This window comes from Vibrio sp. AND4 (assembly GCF_000171815.1).
Taxonomy (GTDB): domain Bacteria; phylum Pseudomonadota; class Gammaproteobacteria; order Enterobacterales; family Vibrionaceae; genus Vibrio.
This window is the reverse complement of record NZ_ABGR01000008.1, coordinates 89,603-110,182: the sequence shown is the minus strand read 5'-3', so window position 1 is coordinate 110,182 and position 20,580 is coordinate 89,603. Positions and strand designations below refer to the sequence as shown.

12 protein-coding genes, 1 pseudogene and 1 riboswitch are annotated in these 20,580 nt (G+C 46.7%); of the genes and pseudogenes, 7 read left to right on the top strand and 6 right to left on the bottom strand.

Features of this window, described 5'->3' with window-relative positions; all coding sequences use genetic code 11:
• The first annotated feature begins 126 nt into the window (after positions 1 to 126).
• A complete protein-coding gene (argA, locus tag AND4_RS10975) occupies positions 127 to 1,464 on the top strand; it encodes an amino-acid N-acetyltransferase (protein WP_009843043.1) in 1,338 nt (445 codons plus the stop codon).
• Positions 1,465 to 1,749: 285 nt separating this feature from the next.
• Positions 1,750 to 1,935 (top strand): hypothetical protein, encoded by a 186-nt coding sequence (locus AND4_RS10970; protein WP_009843042.1) that lies wholly within the window; start codon positions 1,750 to 1,752, stop codon positions 1,933 to 1,935.
• Between the two features lie 33 nt (positions 1,936 to 1,968).
• Here the strand turns inward: AND4_RS10970 and recD are convergent, their stop codons facing one another.
• From recD to AND4_RS10950, 4 genes and pseudogenes are all read right to left on the bottom strand, one after another.
• Positions 1,969 to 4,128, bottom strand: coding sequence for an exodeoxyribonuclease V subunit alpha (gene recD, locus AND4_RS10965; protein ID WP_009843041.1), 2,160 nt, complete (start codon positions 4,126 to 4,128; stop codon positions 1,969 to 1,971).
• On the bottom strand, positions 4,128 to 7,766 hold the full coding sequence (gene recB / locus AND4_RS10960) for an exodeoxyribonuclease V subunit beta (protein ID WP_009843040.1): 3,639 nt from the start codon (positions 7,764 to 7,766) through the stop codon (positions 4,128 to 4,130). Before recB ends, recD begins: the two co-directional genes overlap by 1 nt.
• Positions 7,767 to 8,108: 342 nt before the next feature.
• On the bottom strand, positions 8,109 to 11,582 hold the full coding sequence (gene recC, locus AND4_RS10955; RefSeq protein WP_043991629.1) for an exodeoxyribonuclease V subunit gamma: 3,474 nt from the start codon (positions 11,580 to 11,582) through the stop codon (positions 8,109 to 8,111).
• Between the two features lie 420 nt (positions 11,583 to 12,002).
• Positions 12,003 to 12,982: pseudogene (locus AND4_RS10950) on the bottom strand (TDT family transporter).
• 111 nt (positions 12,983 to 13,093) lie between these two features.
• Here AND4_RS10950 and AND4_RS10945 point away from each other — a divergent pair.
• The 5 genes from AND4_RS10945 (at position 13,094) to dapD (ending at position 17,896) form a co-directional block, all read left to right on the top strand.
• Positions 13,094 to 14,038, top strand: coding sequence for a LysR family transcriptional regulator (locus AND4_RS10945; RefSeq protein ID WP_009843037.1), 945 nt, complete (start codon positions 13,094 to 13,096; stop codon positions 14,036 to 14,038).
• Positions 14,039 to 14,159: 121 nt separating this feature from the next.
• Complete coding sequence (locus AND4_RS10940) at positions 14,160 to 14,459, top strand: YebG family protein (protein ID WP_009843036.1); 300 nt, start codon at positions 14,160 to 14,162, stop codon at positions 14,457 to 14,459.
• Between the two features lie 155 nt (positions 14,460 to 14,614).
• A riboswitch (Fluoride riboswitch) is annotated at positions 14,615 to 14,690 on the top strand.
• Positions 14,691 to 14,821: 131 nt separating this feature from the next.
• Complete coding sequence (locus tag AND4_RS10935; RefSeq protein WP_009843035.1) at positions 14,822 to 15,514, top strand: iron-sulfur cluster assembly scaffold protein; 693 nt, start codon at positions 14,822 to 14,824, stop codon at positions 15,512 to 15,514.
• A 23-nt stretch (positions 15,515 to 15,537) separates the two neighbouring features.
• The gene (locus AND4_RS10930) at positions 15,538 to 16,521 is read left to right on the top strand and encodes a GGGtGRT protein (protein WP_009843034.1); all 984 of its coding nucleotides are present in this window, start codon (positions 15,538 to 15,540) and stop codon (positions 16,519 to 16,521) included.
• Positions 16,522 to 16,864: 343 nt separating this feature from the next.
• Positions 16,865 to 17,896, top strand: a complete 1,032-nt coding sequence (gene dapD, locus AND4_RS10925; protein WP_009843033.1) for a 2,3,4,5-tetrahydropyridine-2,6-dicarboxylate N-succinyltransferase — start codon at positions 16,865 to 16,867, stop codon at positions 17,894 to 17,896.
• A 155-nt stretch (positions 17,897 to 18,051) separates the two neighbouring features.
• Here the strand turns inward: dapD and glpQ are convergent, their stop codons facing one another.
• Both glpQ and glpT read right to left on the bottom strand, forming a co-directional pair.
• Positions 18,052 to 19,107, bottom strand: coding sequence for a glycerophosphodiester phosphodiesterase (gene glpQ, locus AND4_RS10920; protein ID WP_009843032.1), 1,056 nt, complete (start codon positions 19,105 to 19,107; stop codon positions 18,052 to 18,054).
• Positions 19,108 to 19,161: 54 nt separating this feature from the next.
• Entirely contained in the window at positions 19,162 to 20,529 is a 1,368-nt protein-coding gene (gene glpT, locus AND4_RS10915; RefSeq protein WP_009843031.1) for a glycerol-3-phosphate transporter, read from the bottom strand.
• Positions 20,530 to 20,580 lie beyond the last annotated feature (51 nt).

Here is a 20,580-nt window from a genome sequence, read left to right as displayed (position 1 = left end):
CTGCTCCCCTCGAACAGAACCAAACAGCAGACTCCGATTTTTGTGCCTTGTTCCAAAAAACTCTCTTGCTATAAAATGAATAAAAAGGCAATAATAAAACATAAATAAACAAAAGGAATGCGTATAGTGAAATTTCGCAGTACTGCTCTGGTAAAAGGATTCCGTCAATCCACTCCCTATGTAAATGCACACCGTGGAAAAACCATGGTTTTGATGATCGGAGGTGAAGCAATTGAAAACAAAAACTTTGGCAATATTATCAATGACATTGCTTTAATGCATAGCTTGGGCATTAAGATCATAGTCGTTTATGGTGCCAGACCCCAGATAAACCAGCTACTGGAAAAGCAAGACCTTACTACACCATACCACAAACACGTTAGAATCACGGATGAAGCCGCACTTTCAGTAGTTATGCAAGCAGCAGGACAACTTCAACTGGCCATTACCGCACGCTTATCTATGAGTCTTAACAACACGCCAATGGCCGGCACTCAACTGAATATCGTGAGCGGCAATTTTGTCATTGCTCAACCACTCGGTGTGGAGGATGGGGTCGATTATTGTCACAGTGGCCGTATTCGTAGGATTGACACGGATGCCATCCATCGTGCTCTCGATCAGGGTTCAATTGTGCTACTTGGCCCAATCGCCAGTTCAGTCACTGGTGAATGTTTTAACCTGCTTTCTGAACAAGTCGCGACTCAACTGGCAATCAGGTTAGATGCAGACAAACTGATTGGGTTCTGTTCAGAGCAGGGGGTCATTGATGACAATGGCAATGCTATAGCCGAATTATTTCCTATCGAAGCAGAGCACGTCATCAAAAAACTGACCGAGAACACTTCGTCAGGTACCGACAGCACCTCTGAAACATTATGCTTTCTTAAAGGGGCCATTGAGGCCTGTCGTGCAGGCGTGCCACGAAGCCATCTTATTAGTTACCAAGACGATGGTGCACTCATCCAAGAATTGTTCTCTTTCGATGGTATCGGAACCCAAGTTGTCATGGCCAGTGCCGAACAGGTACGGGAAGCTGGCATCGACGATATAGGTGGTATTTTAGATCTGATTCGCCCACTCGAAGAGCAAGGTGTATTAGTCAAACGCTCTCGCGAGCAGCTTGAGCAAGAAATTAATAAGTTTACCATTATAGAAAAAGATGGACTTATTATAGGTTGTGCTGCTTTGTACCCATACCTCGAAGAGCGTAAAGCAGAAATGGCTTGTGTGGCGATCCACTCAGATTATCGCGATGGCAACCGCGGGTTACTTTTACTCAACTATATGAAGCATCGTTCTAAGTCAGATCACATCGACCAAATCTTTGTATTGACGACACACAGCCTACATTGGTTTAGAGAGCAAGGTTTCTACGAAGTAAACGTCAATTATCTACCCGGGGAAAAACAAGACCTATACAACTTCCAGCGTAAATCGAAGATCTTAGTGTTAGATCTATAGAAGTAAGGTTCAATGGTTGAAAAATTGTAATTTTGTTGTGTCGAGAGTTATATTAATACTGGTCGCAAATTAACCTTTTCAATATACACTACGTTGGTTATACTCTGCACAATGTTCGATTGAGTTTTAACCGATCAACATTATGGATCTAGGTGAGTTTTTTCACCCTAAAGTGTTGAGAGTTTTCAAATTGCTGAGAGTGTTAAAGCGCTGAGAGCCTAGACGACTCCTCACGATACATCAAGGACAGCTGTTATTCTTACAATAAATAAGATGAGCGCTGTTATGAGAACCATTATTTGTAACTCACTGCAAAGCTTCTTGGATATGGCGGACAACCAATTTTTGGAAGGGTTCGACGTCCACTGTGTATTTCCTACTAATGACGCTATCAAAGACTTCATATTGACCTGTCAAAAGCAGTATGGGATCCGTAGCGTGTCGTTTACCAACGCGTTTGCCCTAAATTAAAAAAGATCGAGCATCGTGCTCGGTCTTTTTGTTTTAACCAGATAAACGAGAAATTAATCCACTCGCTCGGGTCGTTTTTACCTTGATTCCACGCTTAAGGACACCCATCTCTGCATACATTGAGAGACGTTTCTTTGCACGAGTAATGCCTGTGTAAATCAACTCACGAGTGAGAATTGGACTGAAGTCAGGCGGTAAAATCATCAGCGTGTAGTCGAACTCACTGCCTTGGGATTTATGGATGGTCATCGCATATGCGGTTTCATGCTCAGGCACTCGGCTTGGAAGCACCGACTTCATGCTGCCATCTGGTAATTCGAAGAATACTTTGAGACGCGACGCCCCTTCGCTATTGTCCCGCATGCAAATGCCAATATCACCGTTGTACAACCCTAAGCCATGATCATTGCGAGTAACCATCACAGGTCTACCGTGATACCAAAGCTCGTCTTGGGTTTGGATCAACTTACGTGCCGCTAATGCTTTCTCTATGCGTTGGTTTAGACCTGTCACACCAAAATCACCCTCGCGAATTGCGCACAGTAATCGACATTGATTAAAGCTTTCCAGCACCGCTTTGGCTTGGTGGGTCAGCGTTTCTGGCTCCCCTGTCTTTGGATCAATCTCTGGATGTCCAATACGTTTCAAATAGCGACCATATTCGGAGACTAAGGTCTGGATCATCTGATTGTAATTTTGGCTACTCAGCGCAAAATGTTCGATATCAGCAAAATCGCGAAGCCAAACCTTATCCACTTTAGCCGCTGAGCCGACATTGACCGCCCTCGCTAGCTGGCCGATGCCAGAGCGTGCATCGAACCGGTAACTCTTTTGCAGCATACATAAACTATCAGCAATCGAAGCATTACTGTTGGCGCTGAACGCCAAGGTATCAAACCCGGTTAACTTGGCGACTGCAGACGCCTGCTCTTTGCCAAAGCCAAATGCATGAAACGAACAGATGTCACCTAACACAGCCCCCGCCTCTACTGACGCCAACTGGTCTTTGTCTCCAAGTAAAATCAAACGAGCATGCTTTGGCAACGCATCGACAACTTTGTACATCATCGGCAGATCGACCATAGAGGCTTCGTCCACCACCAAAATATCGAGGTGTAGCGGATTTTGCTTGTTATGACGAAACTCAGCGCTGTTCGGGATCGCACCCAATAAGCGATGTAAAGTACTCGACTCCGTTGGTATTTTCAGCTTGAGTTCGGATTCGACTGGCAACTCTTGAATCGCCTTACCAATAGACTCAGTCAAACGTGCCGCCGCTTTACCAGTTGGCGCCACCAGCTTAATAGTAAGATTTTTCTCTTGTCCTGCTTGCTCAATCAGCGCGGCAAGCAGTTTGGTTACCGTGGTGGTTTTACCCGTCCCCGGACCACCGGAAATCACCGCAAAACGGCGCGTCAGAGCCACAGCCGCTGCAACTTTTTGCCAGTTCACGCAGGCTGACAGCGGTATAAGCTTATCCAATACTTGGAGGTCACTAACGTGTTTCGCTTGGCAGACGACAGCTTCAATGGCTGACCAATCGAGATTGCCTCCGGCAACCACATCCAAATAATCACAGACTAACTGCTGACGCAGCACTTGGCTGCTGGTTCCAACTTCGGCCAATCTGGCGAGTGCATTAAACAAAAAGTGGTACTGACGAGCGAATAAGTGATGGAGCAGTTCTGATAAACGCTCGAACTCTTGCGACTGCAAATTTACAGCAGCACTGAGTTGATTGAGCTTACCCGCCAACGTCACTTCATAGTGCCAGTAACGATGCAAGTAGAGACGCTCACCATCAAACATCATTGGCAAGGCTTCACCTTGAGCACCAACCAAAGGCGACGCTTGCAGAAGCTCAACCCAGTTAACGCCTTGCATCTGAGTGTTCAGCGTCAATGAGGGTTCACCAAACAAACCAAGCTTACTGGCAAGATCGACTGGTTGTCCTTGGCTATCAAAAAGGGGCAAACAAATATGCCCTTTACCTAACTCACTACTGGCTACTCCAGCAATAAAAGCCAGCGCTTGGCTGTTCTCTTGCAGTTCAGCTTGAGCATAAATAAAGCAGGCGAACTGAAAATCCAATTGACGAATCGCCCCCTTACTGACCAGTGACGCTAAGGTGTTCATCAGGTCTAAAGTTGCGATTGCACCATCTGGAGCAGAAGTCACATCATTGGTTTTCATCAAATTAACTCCATTTGACCCGATTCACTGGATCGCGTTTCAAGCGCTCGACCATCAATCAAATGATCCATCTCTTGTAAAAATTCGAAGCTTGGCTTGGCAGAAAAAATACCATGATCGCTTTGCCCATCCATGCCACGCAAGAACAGGTAATAAACGCCACCAAAATGTTGTTCATAATCATAATTTGGCAGTCTGCTGCGCAAGAAACGATGCAGCGCCAAGGCGTAGATTTGATATTGCAGATCGTAACGATGATCCGCCATGGCTGACTTCAGTGCATCGCCATGATAGTGGCACACATCATCGCCCAAATGATTCGATTTCCAGTCAAGTACGTAGTATTTGCCTTGGTGTTCAAATACCAAATCAATAAAGCCTTTCAACATACCTTGCACCGTTTGGAAACCCAGATCGCCCGCTTTGGCAGACAATGGATCATGACGTTGAATCACACGGTTTAGTGCTGGTGCAGACAAGACTTCAATTGGCAGCAAGAATTCCATCTCTACCAAGCGCTGCGCGGTACCTTTTTGATTCAGTTGCAACGCTTTGCTATCCAACGGAGTGGCCAGCACGGTATCAATCAATTTTTGCAGGATTGGCAACCATTCCTCATCAAGCTGTTCACTTTCCATCAAACCAAGAATAATCTGGCTATTCTCTTCTGTTGTTGCAGGCTGAGTAAACTCGATTTCCTCAAATAAACTGTGCAGGAAAGTCCCCGGACGTGCGCCACGAGGGAAATTAAAGATAGAGCGTTCTGGCTCAACCAATGCCGCTTCATCTTGCTCTTCGGAAGAATCGATATCAAAGCCCGTGATTTCTATCGTCGCGTCATGTTCAGCATGATGAGAGCCTTGCTTAATCAAGCCCGAGTAACTGGTGATGCGCCAGTTTCTATCAATTGGTTTTTGCAGCTCTTTCGCTGTCAGCGCTTCTAACTCGGATTGCTCTGCTACATACCTCTCAACATGCTGCTTTGGGGGCTCACAAATCACAACACTATCGAGGTTCTCTTGCTGTTTGCTAAGCCCGACAAACAGATCGTTAATGCCGCCCTCTTGACCATTTTGTACCAAGTAACCAATCGCACTGTGATGCACTCCTGTTGGCTCTTTGGTTGAACGCCCATTACGCAGTGGTGAAGCGCCAATAAAACAGGCATACACGGCACGCGTAAGCGCTACATAGATAAGGCGTAAATCTTCAGCAAGCCGCTCTTTATCAGCTTGTTTTAGCGACGCATCGTTCCCGGTAATATCGAGCACGGTACGATCATTCTCGGCGTCGTAGTATTTGGCTTCACTCGCCTCGCGGTAGCTAAATACAAATGGAAGAAAGACCAACTCGTATTCCAAGCCTTTAGATTTGTGAATGGTGACGATTTGCACCAAGTTACGCTCTGATTCCAAACGCTGAATTTGGTCATCGCTGCCACCTAACCCATGTTCTGCATCGCTGATGGATTGCGCCAACCAACGCAGCAAACCATGGTCGCTGTCTAATTCGTTGCTTGCTTGCTGCAATAACTCACCAATGTGCATCAGATCGGTAAGTACTCGCTCACCGTTTTCGCTTTGTGAGCTGGCTCCTTGTTCCAAAAGACGTTCGGCAATATGACGCTTACTGATCACAGCTCTAAGCATAGGTAGCACGCCACGTTGTACCCATAACTTACGGTATTCTTTAAATTCATTAACCGCATTGTCCCATACGGCTTCATCGTTATTGAGAGCATCCAAGCTTGCCGCATCCAGAGCAAATAATTCAGATGCTAAACTGGCTCGCAATGCCCTGTCATTTTCTGGCGTTAACACCGCTTGCAGCAAACGTTGTAAGTCTTGTGCGACAGAGCTGGTAAACACGCTATCGCGGTTAGAAAGGTACACGCTAGCAATACCTTGGTCAGCCAGCGCTTGCTTGATCTTGCGGCCCTCACTCCCCGTTCGCACCAACACCGCAATATCGCCTGCTTTGACTGGCTTTTGCTTTTCACCATTCACCAAACACGCTTGGCCGCGCTGAGCTGCGGTCAAAATGGTTTGAATTTGGCTCGCCGTCGCTTCAGCCATAACGGTAAGATATTCGCCTTTTGCCAATGGTTTGTCTTCTGCTGCTTGCAACCAATAAGTCAGCGCAGGTTGCTTTTGCCCCCCCATGGTCCAAACGCGTTTGTCTGCACTTGGACTGTAATTCACCGCGTGAAATGGAATATCAGTATCGTAGATGAACGGACTATCTGGCAGAGAGAAAACCTGGTTCACGGCCTGCACCATATCAGCACCTGAGCGCCAGTTAGTGCCAAGCGTGTAATGAGCACTGACTTGGTTACGTGCCTTGATGTAGGTAAAAATGTCGGCGCCACGAAAACCGTAAATTGCCTGTTTCGGGTCACCGATCATAAACAGGCCGCATTCAGGGTTATCCAAATAAATACGGCTAAAAATACTGTATTGCAGTGGGTCTGTATCTTGGAATTCATCAATCATCGCAACGGGATAAAGCGTGCGGATACGATCCGTCAGCAACGCACTCTCATCGCTATCAATAGAAGCAGAAAGCTGAGTCAGCAAGTCATCAAATGATAGCCATTGCTTCTGTTTTTTGGCTTTTGCTAGCATCACTCGGCCATGCTCAATCGCATGGGCTAATAGCGGTGCCTTTAAGCTGATTGGGTTGGCAAGGAAAGCTTCGATCGCCTCAAACATTGGGTGCTGCGGCGCGCTGCCTTTCGCAGTTTTCTCAAATAACACATTTTGTGCAAACTTCTCCAGCTTATCTGGATAGTCATAGCCTGTGGTTTCTGTCGCAGCCCATGCATTGACCACTTCTAACCATGTCGGCAACGACTTTTTAGTGTAGCTGCGTTTGTTGACATCAGAGTCCGAAATCAGCGTAAGAAAGTCATCTTGACTATCACGCCATTGGGCTTTCAATGCATCGATCTGCTTTAAATTTTGCTCATGTAACTCAGCAAGGCTGCCCTGCATTGCTGGAACCGAAAGACTGAGCTGTGCTCCCGTGAGATAGTGACTGATGTCATACAGCAGCTCCGATGGCGAACCCCATAATTGGCGCACTTCTCCAGCCAAAGCGAATGGCAAAGGGTAGAAGTTACGACGCCAGTAATCGGCAACCACTTGCGCCTTAAGGTGACTCTCATCGGTTACAAACTCATTGTCGAAACGGCTACCCGATTCAAAAGCGTTCTGTGTCAGCATACGTTGACAAAAACCGTGAATGGTATAGACCGCGGCTTCATCCATTTGGCGCTCTGCTTGCAAGAGTATCTCAGTGGCTTGCTTATGATCGTCGATCTCTACCAACAGAGGCTGGATAACAGGATCCAAGCTTTGGCCACGAGAAAATGCGATCCTTGCGTCGTGAATACGCGCACGAATACGATCACGCAGCTCCGCCGTTGCGGCCTCAGTAAAGGTCACCACCAATATTTGATCCACGGTCAACGGCACGCGATGTTTGGTATCGGTCGTGCCGTGTCCTAACAGCAGTCGCAGGTACAACCCCGCGATGGTAAAAGTTTTACCCGTACCCGCCGATGCTTCAATTAACCTTGCCCCATGCAGTGGAAAAGTCATGGTTTGCAGTGGCGTTGGAACTGACATTTGCGCCATAACGCTGAATCTCTCCAAGTATTCAATAAGGACATGTTGATGTTCAGAAGGTAAATCACTTCTAAAGATCAATCAGTCCTCTAATACTGTCTATCGTTAAAAAACTCTACTCACTACCAATAAATCGCAACATTTACAGGTTAGTGGGATCTCACTCACGGTAGTCATTATGAAGTACCGTTAGTATGCGGCCCATGCAATTAGCCAGCCTGTTAGGCGGCTAGATTCAAACCAATCACGGTCCCTCTGACCTTGCGGCCGCACAGCAAACGCCCTACAAACAATAATGATTTTCTGGCGGCCACCCTACTCTCTCTGTACAATCAATTCACATTCGCCAACTTAATTTTCATCACTGGCCTCTGTCGCCGCCAATCTTGCACCTTGCAAAACCAACGCCGTCAACATACGTACCTCTGCTGCAAGCTCATCATTCCAAGCAGACCAAATACGCGAAATATAGGCGTTATTTCCTTCGCCCGGGCTCATATAGCCATCATTGAATGCATCGGCCATTTTCTTGAGCGATTTCTCTTCATCATCGGCCCAATGCCCGCGGCTAAAGCCCGCATCAACACACGCAAGTGCAGTTTTCGGGAAATATGGCAATGGCTTAGTCATGCCTTCAAAAAACAAACGTACTAGTTCAGCAAGCAGTTGTTTAGCTTTTGCAGCGTCTGCCATTGCTGGGTAAACCAAGTGTACAGCCCCTTCCTTTCGATCATATCCGATAACATGGGTCTTTCTCGCCTGACCGGAAGCCGACATAGCAAGATGATCAATCCATGCAGCAAGATAATCCTGCGCACGAATTCTACCGCTTCGGTAACGAATCAAGCCAGACTGATAACACTGGGTTAGCCAACCTATTAAACGAATATTCTTCCCTTCGCCAAGCACATCAAAGGTAAGGTCGATTTCTAAATCATCTTGCGGAGCCCCAGATAAGAAGGCCAATTTATCCACCAGCTCTTCAGCTTGCACGCGGTTGGTCTCAAACTCGATATCACCGAATGCACCAACTGGGAGTTTGCCTTGAGCACGTTGTTCACTCATAAAATGCTTGAGTACATCTGCTTTTGCCGACGGTTGAGTAATGGCGGTTTCGAGTAAGGTTTCCAGTAACTCATCACGCATCTGGTAACTTTCTAAGCCACCCAACACGAATGGTTCATCATCTGCCATTATCGGTAATGGTGGCTCGAAAATCACTTTCAAACGGCGATTAAAGAAATACTGTACTGGCAAGCGCCAAAAGCGCTGTAATTCCACCAAGTCCAGCTCGATTGGGAAGCTCGCTCCGAGCAAGTAATCATCCAATGCACGGTTAAACTCACCACGCGCACTGCCTTGCAATTGATTGCTTTGGGTCAATGCAGCAGGAATCCACTCTTTGGCGTAGCTTGCATGTGAACCTTGGAATGAGTTCGGGCTGAATGGCACCATCGCATGCACGTTCACTAACTCGTTGAGCAGTTTATCTCCGGAGTCATCGACTGGCTGTTCTTGATCACCCTCTAGACAGTAGTTTTGATGGCAATATTCCATCAACTCCGATACCAGTACAGACGGCACACGCTCAGTGTTATCTTGGATAGATCGGCCAACGTAGCTGATGTACAAACTTTGCTGCGCAGACAACACGGCTTCTAAAAATAGGTACCGGTCATCATCTCGACGCGAACGGTCACCAGGTTTAGTGCGCCCCGTCATTAAGTCAAAACCTTCCGGAGGCATTGAACGCGGGTAAACACCATCATTCATCCCAAGCAAACACACGCTTCTAAATGGGATCGAACGCATCGGCATCAGAGTACAGAAATTCACTTGTCCGGCAAGGAAACGCTGACTGACTCTTGTTCCTGACAGTTTGTTTTGCAGATATTGACGAACAATCGCAGGCGACAAGTCGTCTTCAAAATCGGCATCAGTGAGCTGTTCTTTCAGTTGACTCAAGGTATCTCGAATCGACTTGAGCGCCATTTCCCCCTCTAGCTCAACTAAGAAGAAGCCATCTAACATCGCCACCAAGATCTCGCGCCATGCGTCAATCGACTGAGCATGGGAAAGTTTGCCTCGATAGTGGCTGATTTGTTGAATAAAGTGGGCTAACTTACCCGCAAGCTCTGCCCCCATACCTTGAACTTCATTGTATGGTGCAAGGCTCCCTTGTTGCGCTTCAAAAAGACTGGCTGATTCAGGCATCGCGTAGCCCAATAGCATACGCTGGATACCAAATAGCCATGTATTTTGACGTGTTTCTGGTAGTTCAAATTCGCCGCCTGTATGGCTATCAAGCCCCCAGCGAATGCCAGATTCTTCCACCCATTGTTTGGCTTGTAGGAAATCGTCTTCGCTGAGTTCAAATCGCTGTAAAATCGCTGGCGTTTCTAACAGTTCAAGCAATTCAGAAGCCAAACAACGTGTATTCGGTAAATTAACAAGTTGCATGAAAGCCGCCAATATTGGGCTTTCTTGATCGGCCGTTCGGTCTGAGATCGAGTAAGGAATGTATCGCTCACCTGGTGCGTTACCGAATACTGCTTGAATGGCAGGGCTGTAGGCATTGATGTCTGCCACCATCACGATAATATCGCGCGGTTTCAGTGTTGGGTCCGCATCGAACATTGCCAGAAGTTGGTCGTGCAGCACTTCGACTTCTCGCATCGGGCTATGGCAAGAATGTAAGCTCAGAGATTTATCACCCAAAGTCACTAATTGTTTGTGCTGACTGCTGTCAATTTGCTGGTCGTCTTGATGCTCTTCTAAATTAAGAATGTCGGCTTGAAGTTGATGGAGTAGACTGTCTCGCTCGACATCAACAAAAGCTTCAATTTCATGGGATTCAAGCTGTGACAGCAAATACATATTGTCGCGCCCGAGTTTCCCCATTGAAGCCAATAAACTATTACCCACCACATCGGCATGCAATTCATCAACCAGGTTCTCTTCTAGTGAGCCTTTTAATTGCTCACTCTCACCTCGCACTTCAGAATGATCTTCTTGCCACACCACGTGTTTACGATGCTTTGCTGCCAAGCGAGCCAAAAATTTACGATCGCGAACTTCACCCCAGTAATAACGACAAGGGTTGGTAAACATCAGGTGCACATCGATATGTTCACCAATGGCTTTTAGTGCATCCATATAACGTGGCGGCAGAGAAGAGATACCAAACACAAACAGACGCTTCGGCAAATGTTCAAAATTACCGTTAAAGTTTTCTAGTGTATCAATGAAGTGCTCGTACAAGTTGGCTCGATGATAAGGTGAATGCCCCAAGGTCACAGTGTGATCGTACAACGCCTGCCACAAGATCGGCTGCCATGGGTGCTCACCTTCAAGTTCAGGCACCGTTTGTCCAGCTTCCCAGTTCGCAATCCATTCCGGGCGATAGACCAAATAGCCATCGAAGATATCGGCAATTTTCTCTGCCAATTGATACAGTTTGGAGTGGTCATCGTCATCCTGGAGATAACGAGCTAAGGGTTCGAATGACGCTTCGTTCAACAAACCCGGAAGCAAGTGCATTAGCTTCCATGTCATGGCTTCTTTGTTGAAGGCACTGCGCTTTGGCACATCGGTCAAGACTTGAGTGAACATTTCCCAAATGAAAGTCGCTGGCAGTGGGAACTCTAGATTTGCGGCAACACCAAACTCTTTTGCCAATTCCATTTTTAGCCACTGAGACATGCCTGGGCTTTGCACCAAGATTTGCTCTTTTTCGAAAGGGTTTTCTAGTGGATTGATGCGAATGAGCTCAACAAGAAGTGATTTAAGAACATCGACCTGATTAGAGTGATAAACAGTAAACAAAGTAAGAGCACCGAATGCCAATGGAAACTGTTAGCAAGCTTAGCACAGCCTTATTTATTCCCAGAACGATCTCGATAGCTTAAGTAACAAAAGGTTAGAGAACACTCAAACTCTGCGCAAACAACCAACAATCGACATTTGTAAGTTAAATCTTACACGCAAACACAAATCGAACGTGACCAGCAGATCACCGATGATTTATTCAGTTTCAAAAACAGGAAAGCGACCAACCGTATTTTGGCTTCTTATTTTACGATTCTGCTCACGGTACCAGTGCATGTGATTAAACATTCCCTCGAGGATATGTCCCGCTTTTACAACAAACGATAAGAATGCAGATGTTCATCATGCCGCTAAATTAGCGTAAGGAATCATTTCAGCGATACAAAAAAGCCTCTTGGTGAGATCAAGAGGCTTCATTTACCAATAAACGTAATGCGCTGTTACTAATTTCGCTGAATTAGTAAGTGATTGATGTATTGCAAACCAACATAAAACACCACAATGGTTGCCACAACCAACTCAATCCCTGCCAAGCCTCGAACTTGTTGTACATAGTGCGCTGCTAGGCCACGCGCTTCCATCCAATCTGCGGTTTTAAACAGCGCTGTCGCACCGATCACCATAGGGAAAGTGAACGCTGCGTAGCCCGGGCTAAATGGCAGTCTTAGCAATTTAAAGAAGGCTAGGTAGGTGATGGCTGTCATCAATACCGCAATACCAAACAACAAAGCAATAATGACAGGTGAAGGCGACGTGGTTACAGTAAGGTAGCCCGCTAATGATAGGCTTGCAGGTGCCGCCATAATCGCCATGGTTGGTTTGGCTACGTCTGGGATTTCATGAGTAAACATAAAACGATAGATCATCATTGGTAGCATTACCGCGTAGGCCACCATACCGAAGACCAAGGTACCGTACGCTATGGGATCAAGTACAGGGTTTCCAGAGAACGACACGTCCGCCACTATGATTCCCACTGGTGGAACGAACCAACTTGGCACCATGTGGTGTAGTTCAAAGTCTTTCGCACGATGGTATAAGAAGCTCACAAGGAACACGATATGCAAGACGACTGCCACTAACCAAAGCACGTCACCTGCAACAGAGAAAAAGTGCCCTAATGACTTTGACACCACCATGGTTCCCATCGCGAAAGTTGGAACGACACTACCGACGACAGGGTGTGCAAGATCTTGTCTCAACAAATGATTGTGAAAAAGAAACTTAATCGCCAAGATTGCTAATAATACGCTTGCAATACCTGCGCTAATCCACTGTCCATAGCCATTTAATTCGGCGAAGTTTTCCCAACTCCAACCTAAGCTCGCAATACCAAGAGCCAGACCCGCCATTGGGGTCGGAGCTCCCATTACTTTTGCTTTTGTTCTTTGAATCATTACGACCTCAAAATTCAAGCTAACTTCTATGGCGGATAGTTTACTCTTGCACTTCGTTCTAATATATCTAATTATTCATAACTAACGTTCAGCTTTGGTTAACGGAACATCATGGCTAGTCATATCTCTTTAAAACAACTGAAAGTTTTTACTACGATCACTCAGCACAAAACGCTGACAGCAGCCTCAGAAAGCCTATTCCTTTCGAAGGCTGCCGTCAGTATGGCACTGTCTGAGTTAGAGAAACAGATTGGCCATCACCTGTTTGATCGGATCAATAACCGCTTAATACTCAATCAAGAGGGACATAAGCTTTTGCCCCTTGCCGATGAACTCCTTAACCGAGCTCGGGATATTGAGAGTGTGTTCGATAGCGACCAAACTTTATCAGGATTGCTACGTATCGGTGCCAGCGACACCATTGGCAACCAAGTCGCACCTTACCTATTAAGTGACTTCCGTGATGAAACAAATCACCAATCGCAGAGTTTGTTCATCTCCAACTCGGCGCAGATTTGTGACATGTTGATCGCCTATGAACTCGACATCGCGCTCATTGAGGGTAAGACTATTCACCCAGAGCTACAATCAACGCAATTCAGTGCAGATGAAATGTGTGTGATTTGTCCGCCGGACTACCCTAACCTCAACGCAGGGCCTATCAGGCTAAACGAACTCGAAGGCACGGAATGGGTTCTGCGTGAGGCAGGTTCAGGTTCTCGAGAGTTCTTCATGCGCGCTATCGCTCCACGTATAGAACACTGGCATGAGGCTTTTCAGCTCAACACAACAGAAGCACTAATTAACTCAGTATCAGCAGGGCTAGGTTTAGGTTGCCTGTCACGCTTATCAGTAGAACCTGCGATTCGCGATGGTCGTGTAAAAATGCTCAACATACCACTGGATATGAAACGTCGCTTCTGGCTTTTGATCCACAAGGAGAAGTATCAGAGTCCACTCCTGCGTAAATTTATTGAGTTCAGTCAAAATTGGAAGCGCCCACAATCCCACACCTCAAGGGTGGCTAGTTCGAGGGGAGTAGTTCAAGGTAGGTAGATAGTTCAAATGCTGGTCACTTAGTTGCACCGGACTCTGATTCTGAGGCTTGCTGCTAGACTTATGAACTCAAAAACTGTATAAAAAGCCAGTATAATTTAATCAACTTAGAGGACCAACCATGGCTGTAATCGTCAAGTACGTGGTAGAACGCAATGGAGAAGAGAAAATGACTTTTACCTCTAAAGCGGAAGCTGACGCATACGATAAAATGTTGGACATGGCGGATGAGCTATTTTCACTGCTGGGTAAAAGTGAACTTCTAGAAGACGAGGGCAAGCAAGAGGATCTTGCTATGTTTCTGGCGCAAAATAAAGACGAAGTACTTCATGCGTTGGGTGCAAAACGTAAACCTGCACCAAAAAAAGCCAAGAAACTTGAAGCTGTTGAAGAAGATAGCGAGCAAGAAGACGCTGCATAAGCCTCTAATTTGTTTCGAGAAAACGTCGCATTGTGCGGCGTTTTTTTATGCTATTTATTTATCGCTATATATCTGTAGCAATATAAAGAACCAATTTAATATCCCCAATTACTCTAAGTTTTATATTGCAGGCTAATGTGACTTAGATCTAATCTATTGGGGTTGGTGATGGGGTGCCACCGGAATCGAATGATTCAAACCGCTTGTATAGCTGATGACTCCTACAGAGACGAAAACAGGTCCGCCCTGTTGGAAATGCTTTTACTTATGACGTGAAAGCTTGAGTTCTGTAGTGAGCAATTCAACTCTCCTCCAACCCTGCCCCTGTTTTCTCAAAAATAAAAATACACTGGGAAAACACTATGCAATACTCACACGAAATCCAATCAATGTGCCCGATTCAACGTGGCGATCTTCATGCATCTGCACCGATCCCTGTCGAAGGCGCAATGATCAATCCAAAAGACGTTATCGCGATTTCTGGTCTAAGCCACGGCGTTGGTGCTTGCGCTCCTCAACAGGGTGCAGCAAAACTGACGCTCAATGTCAAAAGCGGCATCATCGAAGAAGCTTTGATCGAAACGATTGGCTGTTCAGGCATGACCCAATCCGCAGCGATGGCCGCTGAAATCTTAACTGGCAAAACCATTCTTGAAGCTCTCAACACCGATTTGGTCTGTGATGCTATCAACGTCGCGATGCGCGAAATCTTCCTCCAGTTCGTTTACGGCCGCACTCAATCTGCTTTCTCTGAGGGCGGCTTGGAAATTGGCGCAGCACTGGAGGATCTTGGTCAAACTCAACGTAGCCAAGTGGGTACCAGCTATTCAACCAAAGCGAAAGGCGTACGTTACATGGAGTTGGCAGAAGGCTACGTCACTAAGCTCGCGCTAGATGAAAACAAAGAAGTGATAGGTTATCAATATCTCAACCTAGGCAAGATGATGAAAGCCATCAACAAAGGCGTGCCCGCAGCTGAAGCGGCAGACAAGGCAACGGGGACTTACGGTCGTTTTGACGAAGCCGTAACCACCATCAACCCACGCCAACAATAATTGCCACCACGAGGAAAGAGATTATGAACACTCCAATGACTGAATCTGTACGTCGCACACTAGACGAAATGCAACTTTCTTCTCTGGAAGAGGCTTACCAATTTTGTATGGATCGTAGTATCGACCCAAAAGCACTAGTGATGGACACTCAACCTATCGCGTTTGAAAGCGCAGCCGATGCCTACACATTAGGTACTGCATTAGCGATTTTTCGCGGTGCGAAAACAGCGGAAGCCGCAGCAAACATCATCGGCGAAGGACTGCAAGCATGCACAAAACCAGGCAGCGTGGCAGAGCAACGCCAAGTGGGTATCGGGCACGGTGCATTGGCAGCTCGTTTACTGAATGAAGAAAGTGGCTGTTTTGCTTTTCTTGCCGGTCACGAGTCATTCGCAGCAGCAGAGGGCGCAATCAAAATCGCGTTAAACGTGAATAAATCACGCCAAAATCCATTAAAAGTGATCTTAAATGGCTTGGGCAAAGACGCCGCCTACCTGATATCACGCATCAATGGTTTCACTTACGTGCGCACTCAATACAACTACCAAACTGGTGAGTTAGTAGAGGTGGAACGTCGCCGATTCTCGCAAGGTCCACGTGGTGAAATCCTTTGTTACGGTGCAGACGATGTACGTGAAGGCGTGGCTATCATGCACAAAGAACAAGTAGACGTGAGCATCACAGGTAATTCAACCAACCCAACTCGCTTCCAACATCCAGTTGCAGGTATATACAAAGCAGAGCGTAACCGTGAAGGCATGCCTTACTTCTCTGTAGCATCAGGTGGTGGTACTGGTCGTACTCTACACCCAGACAACGTCGCGGCTGGTCCTGCGTCTTACGGTATGACCGATACCATGGGTCGCATGCACGCTGATGCGCAATTCGCGGGTAGCTCTTCTGTACCAGCACACGTTGCAATGATGGGCTTCATCGGCATGGGTAACAACCCAATGGTGGGTGCTACCGTGGCACTTGCAGTAGAGGTCGGTGAGCTAAGCCTCTGATCCGATTTACTGACTTTTCTATCCAAAGCCAGTAAATCCCACAAACCCAGTGTAGGGGGAGTGACTTCGGTCCTCCCCTTATTTTTCGCCATGATAAGTTCCTTCTCGCCTACCTTGGTGCGAACCAAATCCAGTCAGCACTCGCTTTTACGACAGATTTATCATTAGACAAACATTTCTTATCAGACAGGCGCATCTCTAGGAAGACAAAAGGTATCCATCGATAGACTTTCTATCGCTCCCCTCTTTAAACTGCCCGATACTCTCATTATGATGGCTAACAACTCATTATTTCTTGTCAGTGAATAGACGAGACACAAGACCCAACACATGGAGATCAACTATGGCTTTCTTCTCTCTAGCCTTCGGTACAGCAACTAAAAACCGCGACGGCAAAATCATCGAAGCGTTTTTTCCAAACCCAGTTCTTAACCCAAGTGACGCGTTAGTAAGTGCACTCGCAGCAGTAGCAGGTTACGAACAAGGCAACCAAGCTATCGAGATCTCTGCAGCACAAAGCGCAGAACTGGCAGCAGCATTTGAAGCAAACGGCGATGCGGCAAACGCCTCTTTCGCAGCAAAAGCAGCAGAATCAGCACAACCACTTGTACTGGTTATCCTTGCAACGGACGAGCAGCCACAAAGCGTCGCTGAAGGTTTCCTAAAACTTCAACTTATCTCTAACCGACTAGTTCAACCACACGGCACGGTATTAGACGGTATCTTCGGTCTACTGCACAACATCGCATGGACTAACGAAGGTCCAATCGACCTACCTGAACTGGCAGAGCGTCAAATCGAAGCTCGCCTAGCGGGTCATGCACTCAGCGTCGACTGCGTAGACAAGTTCCCGAAAATGGTGGACTACGTGGTACCAACTGGCGTTCGTATCGCTGACACTTCTCGCGTACGTCTTGGCGCACACGTTGGCGAAGGCACAACGGTAATGCACGAAGGCTTCATCAACTTCAACGCAGGTACCACTGGCGTGAGCATGGTTGAAGGCCGCATTTCTGCTGGCGTAGTGGTTGGTAACGGCTCTGACATCGGCGGCGGCGCATCTATCATGGGTACGCTATCTGGCGGTGGTAAAGTTGTGGTTTCTATCGGTGAAAACTCTCTACTAGGCGCAAACGCAGGTCTTGGCTTCCCAATGGGTGACCGTTGTACCGTCGAATCAGGTCTGTACGTAACCGCTGGCTCTAAAGTACGCATGCTAGATTCTGCTGGCCAAGAGGTAGAAGTAGTGAAAGCCCGCGATCTTGCTGGTGTTTCAGATCTACTATTCCGTCGTAACTCTATAACAGGTCAAATCGAGTGTCTTGCAAACAAGAGCGCGGTTGAACTGAACAGCGAACTGCATAAAAACAACTAATTCATTCGTGAATTAGCCCTACGAAAATCCCCCAGCAGGAAACTGTTGGGGGATTTTTATTGCCTGATAGAGGGCAAATTGTTACGACATGGCGTGTGACGTAATGCGTAGTGTTCCAAACACTCTGCTTGTCAGAGAATGTGGATTCCTGACGTTTACTTATTTAGAAAGCTCACCGCTTTATCCGGAAAATCAGTAAACAAGCCGTCTACTTTGACTTGATTGTAGAAGATATCCATCATGCCATCGAAGCTATCTGTGTAAGCAGGAATGCGTCCTGTGTCAGCTCGGAAAGTATAAGGGTGCACTTGCAAACCTGCATCTTTTGCCGCTTTCATCAGAGGTTTGATGATGATGTTATCCTTGGTTGATTTGTCATCCACCAACATTGGCTTCCAAGGACCAATTCCTTCCGCATATTGGGCAACCTTCTTCATGCCATTGGCTTCAAACATCCAGTCATAACTGTATGGTGTTTCCTTGTCGCCTTTGTACTCCATGGTTTCGTTCCAATCGGTGTAAGCCATGAGCTGAACGAGCTTTAAATCCATATCCATTGCTGGCATGAGTTCACTATTAATGCGTTGCAGCTCATTCGCATCAAAGCATTGTAAGAACACTTTGTCATCTTGCGAGTCGTAGCCGTACTGCTTTAAGACTTTAAGTACTGCTTTGGAGATGTCTTTGCCTTCATGACGGTGAAACCATGGTGCTTTGATTTCAGGGTAAATGCCAATATCGTAGCCGAGGGTTTTATTTAAGCCTTGGATTAACTCAATCTCTTCAGCAAAAGTCGGAACAGTAAAATCTGACTTCCACATTGGGAATCGATTCGGGTAACCCGCAACCTTATTCCCCTTGTCATCGATATTAAACCCTTCTGTCACACGCAATGATTTGATCTCTGCAAGCGTGAAATCAATCGCGTAGTAACGACCATCTTTACGTGCACGAGCAGGGAATCGCTCTGCCACATCGGTCACGCGATCGAGATAATGATCATGCAATACGACGAGTTGATCATCTTTGGTCATCACTACATCTTGCTCGATGTAATCTGGCTTCATCGCGTACGCCAATGCTTTTGCTTCTAGGGTATGTTCTGGCAAGTAACCCGATGCACCACGGTGGGCGATAACAAGCGGCTGGGCAATGGCGCCAACTGAAATACTGAGAGCGAGAGCCGCCATACACACTGATGTTGTTTTCATTGTTATTTCCTTCATTTATTCGAAGGGGCAGTATTTCACTGCCCCTTTAAGCTTTTATGACGCTAATGCTTCTTTCTCACGTGCTTTTTGCTCATGATGAGCACGCTCTCCAAGGAATGCGTAAGTCAAACAAACGATGGACGTGATGCACGAACCGATAAGGATGATAAAACCACCATCCCAACCGAAGTGATCAACGGTATAACCAAGAACCGCATTGGCCGCTACCGCACCACCCAAGTAACCGAATAGACCCGTTAGGCCAGCTGCGGTACCTGCCGCTTTCTTGGGGGCAAGCTCAAGTGCGTATAAACCAATCAGCATTACCGGACCGTAAATCAAAAAGCCAATCGCAACCAATGCCATCATATCAACAGCTGGGTTTCCAGCTGGGTTGAACCAATAAACAAGTACAGCAAGGGTAACGAGCACCATAAATAAAATCCCCGCGGGCGCGCGGCGGCCTTTAAATACTTTGTCAGAAATCCAACCACACAACAGCGTCCCTGGGATACCTGCCCACTCGTACAAGAAGTATGCCCAAGATGATTTATCGACCGAGAAGTCTTTTGCTTCTTTTAGATATACCGGAGCCCAATCAAGAACACCGTAACGGATCAAGTAAACGAACGCGTTAGCAATCGCAATTGACCACAGTAATTTATTGGAGAAAACATACTTGAAGAAAATTTCCTTTGCGCTCATTTCCTTTTCATGCGACTTATCGTAGTCGTCTGGGTAATCATCTTTGTATTCTTCAATCGGAGGAAGGCCACAAGATTGAGGCGTGTCTCTGACTGTAAACCAAACAAAAACAGCAACGAGCGTGGCAAAAAATGCAGGGACATAAAAAGCGGTGTGCCAGTCGTCGTTAAACGCCCAAAGACCTAAAATGAACAGTGGACCAATCAAGCCACCACCTACGTTATGTGCCACATTCCAAACCGACACTATCTCGCCACGCTCTTTACGCGACCACCAGTGGACCATGGTTCGACCGCAAGCAGGCCAGCCCATACCTTGGAACCAACCATTAAGGAACAAAAGGATAAACATGGCCGTAATGCTCCCAGTAGCCCATGGCATAAAGCCAAAGCAGAACATCACCAGCGCGGACATCAACAGACCACCACTTAAGAAGTAACGGGGATTCGAACGGTCAGAGACACTGCCCATCAGGAATTTTGATAAACCGTAAGCAATCGAAACCGCGGCTAACGCAACACCCAGATCACCACGACTAAAACCCTGTTCAATAAGGTAAGGCATTGCCAAGCTAAAGTTTTTGCGAACAAGATAGTAACCAGCATAACCGACAAAAATGCCAATGAAGAGTTGCCAACGTAAGCGAGTGTAGACGCCATCAATTTTATCGGACGATAAAGGATCGATATGCGCCTTAGGTTTGAAAATACCAAACATAGGGACCTCATAATTATATGGAGTGGTGGTAAAGAATCTAAAATCGCGAAC